Below are 12955 nucleotides of genomic sequence, written 5' to 3'. Positions count from 1 at the left end.
GCGCAGCAGGGGCGTCGAGCTGGGTCACAGTATCTCCCGATCGAGGTAGGTCATCGGCGCATTGCTCGATCGGAGCCATGCGCGTCCTGTCCATGAGACCTTGTGGGGAGACACATTGTCATCGTCTCCAGACACGAACTTTCCGAGATCGACCACTCCCGGGATGGGAGTTTCCACGAAAGGCCGAGGTAGTGACCGTCCTTGCCACGCCAGCCTGGCAGCCGATGCGCGCCGTCTGTGAGCGATTAATCGAGCAGATGAACGAGCTGGCCCCGTTGTGACCTCCCGGATCCGCTCGGAGGAACCTGCCTATGACGTGGTCCCGCTCGACGAACACCTCAGCCATGTCCGCGAACAGCAGATGCGGCTGCTCCACGCCCTGGCGCAGCAGCGGGAGCCCGATGACGAGGACCTGGCACGGGCTGCGCTGCTCGGGCGCCGGCGGGCCGGCCAGGGCTTGCCGGTCCAAGCCGTCATCGGCGCTTACCACGTGGGCAATCGAGAACTGTGGGACCGACTGCGATCCGTACGAGGGCCCGGCGAGCAGCTCCTTCCCGACGTCGCCGCGCTCATGTGGAGGTCGGTGCAGCTGATCACCGCTCGCCTCGCAGAGGCTCACGCCGAGTTCACCCGTGCACTGCATGCTGACCAGCTCACCTTGCGGCATCGGTTCCTCGCGCTGCTGCAAGCCGAAGTGGCCGACGAGGAAGCCACCCAGATCGCTCACGCCCTCGGCTTCGATCCGGTCGGCACATTCCTCGCCGTGTGCTCGCATGCCGTCGCCTCCGACAACGACGGGCTCTCCGCGCTCCGGTCCGCACTGGAAGCCTTGTCCGGCACGGCGATCACCGTCCGCAGTGGCGACACCATCGTCGTCATCGCCCAGGACGTCGTCGAGTCGGCGCTCCTGTCGACCATCGCGCGGATCCGGCCGGGTGCAGTGCTCGCCACGGGCCTGGCGCGGCCCTCGCTCGCCGGCGCGAGCCGGAGTCTGCGGGACGCGCAGGGCGTCCTCGCCTCGAACGGACCCGATCCGGGGATCCGACGCTTCGAGGACCACTGGTTGAAAGCCGTCCTCAGCTCGTCTCACGAGCTCCGTGCGCTCGTGGAACCCCAGCTCGACGTCGTGCGCGCACATCCGCACCTCGCGGAAGCGGTGTTGGCATTCGCTTCGAACGACCTGTCGGCCACCGGCGCGGCACGAAGCCTCGGGCTTCACCCGAACTCGACGATCTACCGACTCGCCCGGTGGCAGGCGCTGACCGGCTGGGACCCGCGCAGCTTCTCCGGCCTGTCGATCTCGCTGCTCGCCTGTTGGCTGGCGTGATCGGCATTCGCAGGGGCACGAGCACCACCGATCGCCGGCCTCCGTGTAGGCGCAGGACGTGCGACCATGGCGCTGCGTCGCTGGGCACGTCTCGGCCGAACCGACTTCCCTGGGGGTACGGGTCGGTTACCCGCGCTGCCCGACGTCGGAACTCATGAAACGAGTGAGCACGTCCGCGATCTCCGCCGGCTTGTCGCCTGCACCGCTCTCGATCGTGATCCGGGTGGTCGTCTGCACGCCGGCGTCCAACCTGCGTACGTGCAGCAGCTGGCCATGGGCCCGGATCTTGGTTCCCGCGCGTACCGGAGCCGAGAATCGGACACGGTCCAAGCCGTGGTTGACGGCCGACCCTGCGTCGGGCACCACCAGCAGCTCCAGCAGGAATTTCGAGAGCAGCGACAGCGTCAGGTACCCGTGTGCAATCGTGGCGCCGAAGGGACCGGAGGCCTCACGCGTCGGATCGACGTGGATCCACTGCCGGTCCTCTGTAGCTTCTGCGAAGACGTCGATCCTGTCCTGGTCGATGGCGACCCAGGTGCTGCGACCGAGGTCCGCGCCGATCTCGTCCAGGGTGGTCTCGACCATCAGACGCCGCCGCGCAACGTCAGGCCACCGTCAACCGTCAGCACCTGACCGTTGACCCACGACGCATCGTGGGACGCCAGGTAGGCCACGGCTGCGGCGACGTCTGCCGGGAGTCCCAGTCGCCGAAGCGGATACTCGCTGACGACGTCGTCCTCCTTGCCTTCGTACAGAGGGCCGGCGAAGCGGGTCCGGACGACAGCCGGTGCCACCGCGTTGACCCGCACGGCTGGCGCAAGTTCGGCCGCCATCTGCATGGTCAGATGGATCAACGCGGCCTTGCTGGCGCCGTAGAACCCGATGCTGCGGGCTGGACGCAGGCCGGCGACCGACGCCACATTCACCACCGCCCCTCCCCTGCGGTCGAGGCCGGCCGCCAAGGCAGTTCTCAGCCAGGAAAGCGCGGCGATGACGTTCACATCGATCATCTTTCGCATCGCGGAGGTGTCGACCTCGAGCATCGAGCCGAATGCGGGATTGATGCCGGTGTTGTTGACCAGGACGTCGAGGCCGCCGAACCCGCCGACCGTCGCGTCGACCGCTGCTTGCTGGTGTTGCGCGTCGTCCGCCGACCCAGCGACGGCCAGGGCGACATCGGGCCCACCCAGCTCGTCGACCGCGGTGTGCAGTCCCTCGGCGTTGCGCCCGGTGATGCACACCCTTCCCCTCACGGACGATGCGCTCCGCGATGGCCAGGCCGATTCCTCTGCTGGCCCCCGTGACGAGTGCGACCCGGCCCGAGAACCGCTGTTCCGGAGGGTTCACATCGAGATCCCGCCGTCGACCGGTAGCACGGTGCCGGTGATGTAGCCCGCTTCCTCGGAGGCCAGAAAGCTCACGGCGGCACTCATCTCGCTGGGTTGGGCGAACCGCCCCATCGGGATGGTGGCTTCCAACTCGCACTTCTTCTCGGCAGGGATGGACGTGATCATCCGGGTCTCGGCGTTCGGCGAGATGGCGTTTACAGTCACCCCGAAACGCGCCAGCTCCTTGGCCGCGGTCTTGGTGAAGCCGATGATTCCCGCCTTCGCCGCGGCGTAGTTGGCCTGACCCGTGTTACCTCGAAGTCCGGTGTAGGAGGTCACATTGATCACCCGGCCGTACTGCTGCGCACGGAAGTGCGGGACGGCGGCGCGGGTCACGCGGAAGGTCCCCCGAGATGGACGGCGAGGACGACCTCCCAGTCCTCGTCGGTGAGCTTCCAGAGCACCTTGTCACGCAGGACACCTGCGTTGTTCACGATGATGTCCAAGCGGCCCGTCTCCCGGACCGCCGTCTGAACCGCCGCCTCGACGTCCTCGGTCTTGCTCACATCGGCAGCGACTCCGCGGGCGCCGAGCTGCTCGGCGGCCTTTCCCACCTCGTCCCCGTCGTAGTCGAGCAGGTACAGCGTCGCGCCCGAGTCGTGGAGGTGCCGAGCCAGCTCCAGGCCAATCCCGCGCGCTGCGCCCGTGACGATGGCGGTACGGCCACGGAAGTCAAAGCTGAGGTTGTTCACCGCAGTCCTCTCGATCGAAAATCAGGTGGGACCTTCAGAACCCGAGGTCTCGGCCGATGAGCTCTTTCATGATCTCGTTGGAGCCGGCCCAGATCTTGGTCACCCGCGCGTCTCGCCAGGCGCGAGCCACCCGTTGCTCATTCATGTAGCCGTAGCCCCCGTGGAGCTGGAGGCAGTTGTCGAGGATCTCGTTCTGCAGCTGGGCCGACCACCACTTCGCCTTAGCCGCGTTGGTTGCAGACAGCTGCCCCTCGCTGTGCTCGAGAACGCACTGATCGACGTACGCCTGCGTGACGTCGGCCCGTGTGACGAGATCGGCCAGCAGGAACTTGTTGTGCTGGAAGCTGCCGATCGGGGCGCCGAAGGCGTGCCTGTCCCGGGCGTAGGTGATGGTCTCGTCGAGAATCTGTCGGGCGTGCGCGAGGTTGGCCACGGCGGCGCCGAGTCGCTCCTGCGGCAGCCCCTCCATCATGTGGACGAAACCGCGATCCACTGTGCCGATCTCGTAGCCCGCTGGAAGCAGGACATCGTCGAAGAACAGCTCGGCGGTGTCCGCTTCGGGCTGCCCTACCTTGTCCAGCTTGCGCCCGCGGGAGAACCCGGCCATCGAGCTCTCGACGCCGAACAACGTGATGCCCTTCGACCGAGATTCGGGTGTCGTCCGAGCCGCTACGACCACGAGGTCGGCCGAATATCCGTTGGTGATGAAGGCCTTGGCCCCGTTGAGCACCCAATCCTCACCGCGGCGGTTCGCGGTGGTCCGCAGCGCGGCCAGATCGGAGCCCGCGGACGGCTCGGTCATACCGATGGCGGTGACGATCTCTCCGGTCGCCACACGGGGCAACCATCGTTGTCGCTGCTCCTCCGTGGTCATGTGCACGAGGTACGGGGTGACGACGTCGAAGTGGATGCTCAGGGACGAAGCGAGAGCGAGATTGACCTTGGCGAGTTCCTCGATCAGCACGGCATTGAACCGGTAGTCCCCCGCAGCTGACCCGCCGTACTGCTCGGGGATCTCCAGTGAGAGGTAGCCCTGCTTGCCTGCGGCCAGCCACAGGTCCCGCGGGATGCCCCCTGACGGCCATGTCATCGACGTTCGGCCAGACCTCGCGGTCCAGGAAATCGCGGACCGACAGCCGGAATGCTTCGTGGTCGCGGTCGTAGATGCGGCGCGGCATCAGCTCACCCGCTTGAACAGCGCCGCCAGCGCCTGCCCGCCACCGATGCACATGGTGACGACTCCGAGCTCCAGATCACGGCGAGCCAGATCCTTCGCGACACGCAGAGACAGGATCGCGCCGGTGGCACCCACCGGGTGGCCGAGCGCGATGGCCCCGCCGTAAGGGTTCACCTTCTCGGGGTCGAGCTTGGCGTCGCGGATGACAGCGATGGCCTGTGCCGCGAAGGCCTCGTTCACCTCAAACGTGTCGATGTCGGCCGACGACGTGCTGGTCAGCTCGAACAGCTTCCGGAGGGCGAGCACGGGTGCATAACCCATCAGCCCCGGCTCGAGGGCGGCGGTGGTTACGGCCTCCAGGGTCGCCAGGCCGGTGAGCCCGCGCTCCCGGGCAACCGCCTGCCGGGCGAGCACCACGGCTCCCGCGCCGTCATTGATGCCCGACGCGTTACCGGCCGTGACGGTCCCGTTCTCCCGGAACACCGGCCGCAGACGGGCAAGGATGTCCGGCGTCGTGTCCGGCCGAGGGTGCTCGTCCTTGGCGACCGTGTGCTGCCCCCTTCGACCGGAATCATCTCTTCCACGAAGGCGGCCCGGGAGTTGACGGAGGCTGCCTTGCGCTGGGACTCCAACGCGAACTCGTCCTGCTCCTGCCGGGACACCTGGTACTTGGCGGCGACATTCTCCGCGGTGACGCCCATGTGGACGCCGTCGAAGGGGTCGGTGAGCATCATGACGGTGCCATCCGCGAGCTTCCGGTCGCCCAGCTTCCAGCCGGACCGTCCGTTGAAGTCGTAGAACGGCATGCGGCTCATCGACTCGTCGCCGCCGGCGAGGGCAACGTCGACTCCACCCCACCGCATCTGCATGGCCGCGGACCAGATGGCCTGCAGGCCCGATCCGCAGAGACGGTTGACCGTGTAAGCCGGCACGCTCACGGGCAGCCCTGCCGCACGCGCGACCCGCCGCGCGTTGAACGCATCCGCCCCGATCTGGCCGATGCAGCCCATGACGACCTCGTCGACCTCATCAGGAGCGATTCCGGACCGTGCCAGCGCCGCCCGTGCGGCTGCGCCTCCCAACTCATGCGCCGGAACGTCCTTCAACGCTCCTCCGAAAGAGCCGATGGGAGTGCGCGCTCCGTCGACCAGGACGATCTGCTCACCGTTGCTCATGATGACCTCCGCTACCGAGGTGGATTCAGGTCACTCGGCCGCCAATTGCAGACCGGCTGACATCGGGCACGGCGCTCTGGACGGCCCTCTGGGGTGAGGCCATCCGGATGCGCGGTGATGGATACAGGTGTCTCGGCTCGATCCTAAGCGACCGCTTAGTTTTCCAGCCTGCCAGAGGTAACATCACGTCGTCGCGTCACGTCAAGAGCCGCAGGAGATCGTCGGTATGACACAGATCACATTCTCGGCCCCTGGCCCTCGCGCAAGAACGCACGCGGCGAAAGCACCCGCGCAAAGCTCCTCGACGCCGCTCTGCAGGCGTTCGCCGCCCGGGGTTTCCACGGAACCAGTACCCGCGACCTCGCGGAGGCCGCCGGCATGAGCGCGGCATCGGTGTACGTCCACTACCCGACGAAGGAGGAGCTGCTCTACCAGCTGTCACTCAGCGGCCACCGGGATGTGCAGATGGTGCTAGAGCAGGCCGCAGCAAGATCGGAGGTGCCGGAGGAGCAACTCCGCGCGATTGCGCACGACTACACCGCTTGGCATGCCCGCTGCCATACCATGGCGCAGGTCGTCCAGTACGAGATGGCCGCCCTCAGCCCACAGCACGTCGAGCAGATCGCGCAGATACGCCGCGAGATGCAACACAGGGTGCGGGACATCATCGCGGCCGGAGCTGAGGCGGGCCGCTTTCATGTCGAGGACGCGTCGATCGCCGCGCTTGCCGTGCTCTCCCTAGGCATCGACGTAGCGCGGTGGTACCGGGAGGGCGGAACGTGGACCCCCGAGTACATCGCCGAGCACTACCGCGAACTGGCACTCCGCTTGGTGGGCTCTGCCTGACCACGACTCGGCCGCGACCCCAGCTGTCGTATCAGAGTTACCGGGGCGCAGAGGCTTCCCCGGGGCCTCAAAGGCGCCGACGGAAACGGACTGCACCACAAAAACCGACTGTCACCTCCTCGGCAGCGTGAGACGCGTGAAGTGACCCCCGTCAGGCGGACACCTCGTTCTGTGTCAGGTGCATGGTCTCGTGGTCGGCGGGGCTGAGGTTGCCGAGCCGGGAGTGCCGGCGGCGGGTGTTGCAGTTATGCGGGTGATCCTGTCAAGCGGCGGGTCCTGATTCCTCGTGGTCGAGCCGGTCGAGGAGTCCGTCGAAGATCTTCTGCCGGCCGACCTGGCCCTTGCTGTGGGCGTCGTCGCGTTGGGCTTGCAGAGTAGGTCGGAACGCGATCGTGGTGACGAAGAACGCGCAGCTCTCGCAGATCGACTCGAAGTGGCAGTCGGTCTCCACGGGGGCGGGCGCAGTGGCCGTTGCCGAGCATCCGGCGGTGCATCTCCCCGCGGAGCTTGCGCATCTCGCTGCCCTCGTCGCCGCGGGGCAACTGGCGTGGCTGGCCGTAGAGCGCTTCGACCTTCTCGGTGACGTTGAAGTACTCTTGATACAGCGCCTCGAGGAGTTCGAGCAGGGCAGACTTGTCCAGGGCCATCGCGTGGCCTTTCTCTTCACCGTGATCCTTGGCGGGTTCACGCAGAAGATCCACGCGGTGGCCCCTCGCAGGCCAGCAACACGCCGACGAGCTCAGAGCCTCCGACCAACTACACCACTCCCTGGGACGTCACCGGTCGGTCCCGCCGCTCGTCCGACAAGGAACACCCGGCTCTTATCGAGGAAGGGCCGCGAGGCTGCGTGCCGCCTCGTAAAGCCACTTCCTCGGATTCCGGCTGGCTTCGCTGATCGAGCCGGCCAACTCGGTGAGTTCGCAAGAAGCTGCAAAGTCGGCTGTGGGAGCGTCGATCCGCCCAGCCACCAGGAACGTCGGGCGCCCCGCAGCACGCGCCAACGCTACGACATGACTGACCAGCTTTCCTGCTTTGCTCTGCTCGTCATACCGCCCCTCCCCCACGATCACGAGGTCAGCCGCCCTGACCCGTTCGGGCAGTCCGCACAGCCGACCGATCTCCTGAGCGCCCGACACCAGGGTCGCTCCCCACGCCATCAGTCCGAATCCGGTACCGCCCGCGGCCCCGGCGCCGGGCGCGGTCGGGTCGACCTGGCTGAGCAGGGCAGTTAGGCGTTTCAAGCCTTCCTCCATGTCCGTGATCTGGTCGTGATCAGCCCCTTCTGGGGCCCGAAGACGGTCGCGGCACCGAACTCACCGAGCAGCGGATTCGTGACATCAGCGAGGATCACCGCACCGGTGGGCGGAAGCGACGGTAACCCGGCCAGGTCGACGGACGCCAGGTCGGCCAGACCGCGCGCACCGCGCCGGATCGGCCGCCCGGTGTCGTCGAGAAGGCGTGCGCCGAGCGCCATGAGCGCCCCGCTGCCTCCGTCGGTGGAGGCACTTCCCCGACAGCGAGAAGGAGTCGGGAGACCCGGTGATCCAGCGCGGACTTGATGACCTGACCGAAACCGTACGTATCGGCATCCATCGGCTCCAGCACGCGCAGTCCCGCGATCCCGTTGGTCGTGGCCAGCTCGACCACGCCGGTACCGTCGGGCAGCAGGAGCCAGGACGCCGAGGCGCCCGGCCGGTTGCCCTCGGCATCGGGCATCGGTATGCGACGTGCGTCGGGGATCGCCACCTGGAGGGCGTCCAGCGTTCCTTCGCCGCCGTCTGCCAGGGGAGAACGATGCATTCGTCCTCCGGTCTGATCGATTCCCATCCGTCGGCCAGGGCGTCCGCGACGTCGTTGGCCCACAAGGTCCCCTTGAATGAGTCAGGCGCAATGAGGACGGTGCCCACGGTCCGACCTATCCGTCGAGCACGGGCTCGAACCCTTCGACACCGTGATCAGCGGCCGAGCACGGTGCCCGGCAGTTCGATCTGAGCTGCAACCGCGACGAGCCGAGCCACATAGCGGTCCAAGTCCTCGCGGTATGAGCAGCCAGGCAGTCCGAACGCCGTCAATGCCAGACGTGCCCGTCCATCCTTCTCGATGACGGGGACAGTAACGCTTCGGAGTGCGTAGGGTCGGCCCGGCTCGACGTCGATCGGTGTGTGGTCGGCTCCGAGCTTGTCGACGGCTTGCCTCATGGCGTCCAGTTCACTTGGTGACGGCGAGATAGGGAGGCCTGCGACATCGCACGCTCGAACTCCTTGCTGCCAGGGCTAGTAACGGTTGCCGACCATCCTCGCTCCCGGGTGAGGCGCAGTCCGTCCTCGAGTTGACGCCGCGTCGCCTCGTCCAACTTGCTGCGCAGTAGCCACGCGTCCGAGTCGTCGTCAAACGCGGCCACCCCGCGCCGAAGGGTGCCGTGTAGGGCATGCGCTGCCCGACCTGCGTCGGAAGTCTCTCCCTATCGGGGTGCCCACTAGTAGCCAACACTACTAGGTCCTCGCCAGAGACTCCGGTCACAAGCACCTCGACGCCGAGTTCTCGAGACGCATCGTCTAGGTGATGTCGCAGCCTCGCAACGAGTTGGAGATGCTCAAGGATATCGGCCTCGCTCACGGCGAGAAGCGATGGGGATGCCAGCCTCCCGTAACCACCCTGAAAAACAGAAGAGGTGGTCGGCCGTCGTTGAGGGTCAGCCGCTGTACTCGGCCAATGGCGATCTCGTGGTCGCCTGCGTCGTGAACGGCCTCGAGGCTGCAGCTGATCCACGCGACAGAGCCTTCCAGCGCTGGAAGATCACGAGAGTCGGGCGCCCATTCGATCCCCCTGAACTTGTCTCCACCTTTGGCAGCGAGCTTGCGACAGGTGTCCTCCTGGTCGGCACCGAGGACGTTGACGCAGAATGCCGCGCGTTGTCGGATGGCAGTCCAGGTCGTCGACGTCTTGGCGGGAGAAAAAGACACCAACGGGGGGTCCAGGGATACCGAAGTAAACGAGGACACGACCATCCCGACCGGCTCACCGTTGCCGCCAATCGAGGTGACCGCCGCGATCCCGCTAGGGTAGTGGCCGAGCACGCGGCGGAACGTCGCCGGGTCCTGCGGGTCCAGCCCGGGCGTCGCAACTGTCTCAGTCATGCCTTCAGTTCTCCCAACTCAGAGGGCGCCGAGTTCCAGGTCCCGTCAACTTCATGTAAATCGCTCGCCGCTAGCGCTCCTCGAGACCCAAACGGTCGCCCAACGCGACGCCGGCGGCGATTGCCGCACGAATATCCACCTCTTGGTCCGCGCGGGCCTGGGCTCCAGCGAGCACCCTGCGGCAGCAGCGAGGCCCACTCGGAGTACTCCATCGCCGTCGGCGACAATGATGTCGCCGGGCTCCACCACAACACCACCGCAGACGACCGGCACATTAATCTCGCCAGGACCTCTCTTCATTGGCCGCCCGGCGTACGTGCCCCGGCACCATACGGGGAAGCGGCTCTCCATAAGCGCGTCGGCGTCGCGCACCGGCCCATCGACCACAACACCAGCCAAGCCCTTGGCTCGCGCAGCAAGCGATAGCAGTTCCGCGAACAGCGGACTACGCGTCTCTCCAACACTGGTGATGACAAGAACCTGGCCAGGCCCGGCGAGTTGGAGAGCTCGATGGACTGCCAGGCCGTCACCTGGAAAGGTGTGTACGGTGACGGCCTGGCCGGCCATCTTCAATCCTGGCGACAAGGGCCGGATGGACGGGTCGACCAACGCCATACGGCCCGGAATGGTCTCCATGGCCTCGAGTAGGTCGGCCACTACATGCGCTCCAATGGCGTCAACCAAGTCAGGATCGCAGCTGGGGATGCGGGTGAATACACGGTGGGTCACTGTGACAGCTCATGAATGTTGACGCGCGACCTGTTCACTACCGTGGTGTTGATGAGAAACGCAGGGACCTGGCCGTGGATGACAACATCGATCGCGGCCTGGGCTGCAGCGATCGCCGATTGCCGCCGCGCTAGTTCAGTGCCGCCAGCGATGTGCGGGGACACGACGACCCGTGTGCTCTTGAACACCGGGTTTTCCGGGCCGCAGGGTTCGTCCTCAAGAACGTCGAGGCCCGCGCCACGGAGATGGCCAGCTTCGAGGGCATCGAGCAACGCAGCTTCATCGATCACCCCCACGGCTTGTGTTGACCACAACCGCGCCTGCCTTCAGCCGCCTGAGTTCGTCGTCGCCGATCACATGGTGTGTGCGTGCAGTCAAGGGTACGTGCATTGATAGGATGTCGCACCGAGGCAAGAGATCGTGGAGTGCTTCGACCTTCTCCACCCCTACCTCCTCCATTTCGGTATTTGAGACGAACGGATCGAAGGCGAGCACGGAGGCCCCGAAGCCTTGGGAGCACATGTGGGCGACACGGCGGGCGATGTTGCCGAAGCCGACGAGTCCGACCACCGCACCGGAAAGATCTCCGAGGGTGACCTCCCGGGTTTGTTGTAACCGCCTTGGCGGTATTTGCGATCCACATTCGGCACGTCGTGCAGCACGGCGAGCATAAGGGCGACGGCATGTTCGGCGACGCTGCCAGAATTCGCGTCACCGCTGTTAGCGACGATGATGCCCTGCTCGGTGGCCGCCTCCACGTCGACTGAATCAAGGCCAGCGCCGTGCTTGGCGATGACTTTAGGGATGGGCTCCTCGACAGGGCTTCGGCGGTGATGGGGATGGATCGGACAATGACTGCGTCGGCGACACTCAGGGCTTCGTCGAACTCCGCTTGACTGACGACATGGTGATGCGCATGCCGTACGTCGAACACTTCGGCCAATAAAGCAAGTCCTTCGTCGTAGATGGGCGCCGACACGAGAACGATCGGTTTAGTCATTGGTGCCTCCTCTTGGCGAGCTCGGGGAGCCGTCGGTACGTTCAATGAGCGGTTGGTAGAACCGGGCAGGGTTGTCACATAGAATTTGTTGGGCGATGGCGGGGTCACCAGCCCAATGAAGGAGTAGGTCGAAGAGGTCGCTGTCGGCCGGTATCGGCTGCTCCATGTCCAGCATCGGATGTGGCCAGTCGGATCCCCATACGGCGCGGTCCGGTGCAGTCTCGATGATGGCTCGCGCGAATGCCGTGGTGCCGCTGTAAGGCGGTCCTCCCCGTCGATGTGATACGCATGCGACAGTTTGACGAACACGTTTGGTACCAACGGGTCGGCGATAAGGCTGAGCAGGGCACGGAAGCCAGCCGAGCCGGTCCCTTCGCCGACCCGCGGACTCGCCATCTCCTCGACCATCAGCGGCACTGGAAGGCTAGCGAGGACGGGCGCCAAGCTTGGCAGGTCAGCCGCCTGGTCCACCCGGATATCGGCGTGCCAGCCCAGTCTTTGAAGGACCGCGGCCTGCTCCCTGAGAAAGGATTCAGGATAGCGGGGTGGAGCCACAGCCTAACTCCGCACACACCTTGGCGCGACAACTGCTCGAGCAGATCGACCGATGTCTGCGTCACGTCAAGATCGACAACGCCGACTAGACGCCGGTTCCCTTTCTGGAGACCGTCGAGAAGGCAGGAGTTGTCCTGCCCATAGACCGATGGCTGAACCAGGACGCCATGGGATATTCCTAAAGCATCTAGGGTCGCGAGGTACAAGTCGACGGGTTGCAAGGGGCTTCGTAGCGACTGTTCGGAGACTGCGGGAATACGTCTGAGGAGCCGAAGACATGAGCGTGGGTGTCCCAGGCGCCGGGAGGCGGCGGCCATGCAGGAGCCGTGACGGGCTGGCGCGAAGGTCTGACCGGGATGGGGACGCAACTCACTTAGCTCCTCCTAGGAACGTCATACTTATGGTGCTGCAGACGATCCGAGTACGCTTCGACGTTCACTGCCAAGGACTCTTGAGAGTTCGGAGGAGTACTCGGCATCCTGAAGGGCATCGACCACGGCCAGTTGAAGACCAGCGACTTCATCATTTTGAGGTGACGTCATGCGATTGGTGAGTGATCACAGTTCGCATCAGCTCGTCTTCCTCTCGAGCAGCCGGATCCGCTTCTTGGTTCTGCGGCTCGGCTGAATCCGCCGCCTGTTCCCGGGGAAGAACCAACAGTTCCCGGGTAGCAAGACGCTCACTACATCAGCGTCGATTCGATTGCGGCCGTGGGCATGGAAGGTGACGCCGGCGTGATACAAAGTGTGCACGAAGTGCGATCCGACGAACGTTGACGCGACCAGGCGGGCGCGCACATGATCCGGGCCGGTGACTTCCGAGACCTGAACGTCCTCTGGTCGAACCGCAACGGAGATCGGGGTTCCCGGCACCGGAGCGGCCTCGTCGCGGGCATCGAGCCGGACGACCTCGCCGTCCGCGACGGATCC

General features: G+C 65.7%; 12 protein-coding genes and 5 pseudogenes. 2 read left to right on the top strand and 15 right to left on the bottom strand.

Going from position 1 to position 12955, the window contains the following annotated elements; genetic code table 11:
- The first annotated feature begins 277 nt into the window (after positions 1-277).
- Positions 278-1327 carry a PucR family transcriptional regulator gene (locus tag U6N30_RS07420; RefSeq protein ID WP_479690584.1) on the top strand — a complete coding sequence of 350 codons (1050 nt, stop codon included), beginning with the start codon at positions 278-280 and terminating at the stop codon, positions 1325-1327.
- A 126-nt stretch (positions 1328-1453) separates the two neighbouring features.
- On the opposite strand, the gene U6N30_RS07415 is transcribed toward U6N30_RS07420, so the two are convergent.
- The 6 genes and pseudogenes from U6N30_RS07415 to U6N30_RS07390 all read right to left on the bottom strand — a co-directional run.
- Entirely contained in the window at positions 1454-1912 is a 459-nt protein-coding gene (locus tag U6N30_RS07415) for a MaoC family dehydratase (protein WP_324276763.1), read from the bottom strand.
- Positions 1912-2568, bottom strand: a complete 657-nt coding sequence (locus U6N30_RS07410; RefSeq protein WP_324276762.1) for an SDR family oxidoreductase — start codon at positions 2566-2568, stop codon at positions 1912-1914. The genes U6N30_RS07415 and U6N30_RS07410 overlap by 1 nt, the downstream gene beginning before the upstream one ends.
- 102 nt (positions 2569-2670) lie before the next feature.
- Positions 2671-3407 (bottom strand): annotated as a pseudogene (locus tag U6N30_RS07405) (SDR family oxidoreductase).
- Between the two features lie 34 nt (positions 3408-3441).
- A complete protein-coding gene (locus U6N30_RS07400; protein ID WP_324276761.1) occupies positions 3442-4497 on the bottom strand; it encodes an acyl-CoA dehydrogenase family protein in 1056 nt (351 codons plus the stop codon).
- Between the two features lie 87 nt (positions 4498-4584).
- Positions 4585-4998, bottom strand: a complete 414-nt coding sequence (locus U6N30_RS07395; RefSeq protein WP_324276760.1) for a hypothetical protein — start codon at positions 4996-4998, stop codon at positions 4585-4587.
- Between the two features lie 45 nt (positions 4999-5043).
- Positions 5044-5759, bottom strand: a pseudogene (locus U6N30_RS07390) (thiolase family protein); the annotation flags it as partial.
- Between the two features lie 168 nt (positions 5760-5927).
- Here U6N30_RS07390 and U6N30_RS07385 point away from each other — a divergent pair.
- A complete protein-coding gene (locus tag U6N30_RS07385; protein ID WP_324278199.1) occupies positions 5928-6605 on the top strand; it encodes a TetR/AcrR family transcriptional regulator in 678 nt (225 codons plus the stop codon).
- A 262-nt stretch (positions 6606-6867) separates the two neighbouring features.
- On the opposite strand, the gene U6N30_RS07380 is transcribed toward U6N30_RS07385, so the two are convergent.
- The 9 genes and pseudogenes from U6N30_RS07380 to U6N30_RS33540 form a co-directional block, all read right to left on the bottom strand.
- Positions 6868-7056 carry a hypothetical protein gene (locus U6N30_RS07380; RefSeq protein ID WP_324276758.1) on the bottom strand — a complete coding sequence of 63 codons (189 nt, stop codon included), beginning with the start codon at positions 7054-7056 and terminating at the stop codon, positions 6868-6870.
- Between the two features lie 370 nt (positions 7057-7426).
- Positions 7427-8512 (bottom strand): annotated as a pseudogene (locus U6N30_RS07375) (glycerate kinase).
- Positions 8513-9217: 705 nt separating this feature from the next.
- The gene (locus U6N30_RS07370; protein WP_324276757.1) at positions 9218-9742 is read right to left on the bottom strand and encodes a flavin reductase family protein; all 525 of its coding nucleotides are present in this window, start codon (positions 9740-9742) and stop codon (positions 9218-9220) included.
- Positions 9743-9793: 51 nt separating this feature from the next.
- On the bottom strand, positions 9794-10399 hold the full coding sequence (locus tag U6N30_RS33565) for an RraA family protein (protein WP_422678046.1): 606 nt from the start codon (positions 10397-10399) through the stop codon (positions 9794-9796).
- Between the two features lie 68 nt (positions 10400-10467).
- Positions 10468-11023, bottom strand: a pseudogene (locus U6N30_RS33560) (NAD(P)-dependent oxidoreductase); the annotation flags it as partial.
- Positions 10918-11229: a hypothetical protein gene (locus tag U6N30_RS33555; protein WP_422678045.1), complete on the bottom strand. Its 312-nt coding sequence runs from the start codon at positions 11227-11229 to the stop codon at positions 10918-10920. The pseudogene U6N30_RS33560 and the gene U6N30_RS33555, both read right to left, overlap by 106 nt.
- A gap of 234 nt (positions 11230-11463) precedes the next feature.
- Positions 11464-11981: pseudogene (locus U6N30_RS35335) on the bottom strand (amidohydrolase family protein); the annotation flags it as partial.
- Entirely contained in the window at positions 11879-12343 is a 465-nt protein-coding gene (locus U6N30_RS33545) for an amidohydrolase family protein (RefSeq protein ID WP_422678044.1), read from the bottom strand. The gene U6N30_RS33545 and the pseudogene U6N30_RS35335, both read right to left, overlap by 103 nt.
- Positions 12344-12595: 252 nt before the next feature.
- Positions 12596-12898, bottom strand: a complete 303-nt coding sequence (locus U6N30_RS33540; protein WP_422678097.1) for a TOBE domain-containing protein — start codon at positions 12896-12898, stop codon at positions 12596-12598.
- Between the last annotated feature and the right edge of the window lie 57 nt (positions 12899-12955).

Source organism: Blastococcus brunescens (assembly GCF_035320885.1).
Taxonomy (GTDB): Bacteria; Actinomycetota; Actinomycetes; order Mycobacteriales; family Geodermatophilaceae; genus Blastococcus_B; species Blastococcus_B brunescens.
This window is presented reverse-complemented; position numbering and strand designations above follow the sequence as displayed.

Coding starts and splice junctions, on each gene's coding strand:
- U6N30_RS07400 (WP_324276761.1), bottom strand. CDS start 4,497: ATGACATGGCCGTCAGGGGGCATCCCGCGGGACCTGTGGCTGGCCGCA.
- U6N30_RS07370 (WP_324276757.1), bottom strand. CDS start 9,742: ATGACTGAGACAGTTGCGACGCCCGGGCTGGACCCGCAGGACCCGGCG.
- U6N30_RS33545 (WP_422678044.1), bottom strand. CDS start 12,343: ATGGCCGCCGCCTCCCGGCGCCTGGGACACCCACGCTCATGTCTTCGG.
- U6N30_RS07415 (WP_324276763.1), bottom strand. CDS start 1,912: ATGGTCGAGACCACCCTGGACGAGATCGGCGCGGACCTCGGTCGCAGC.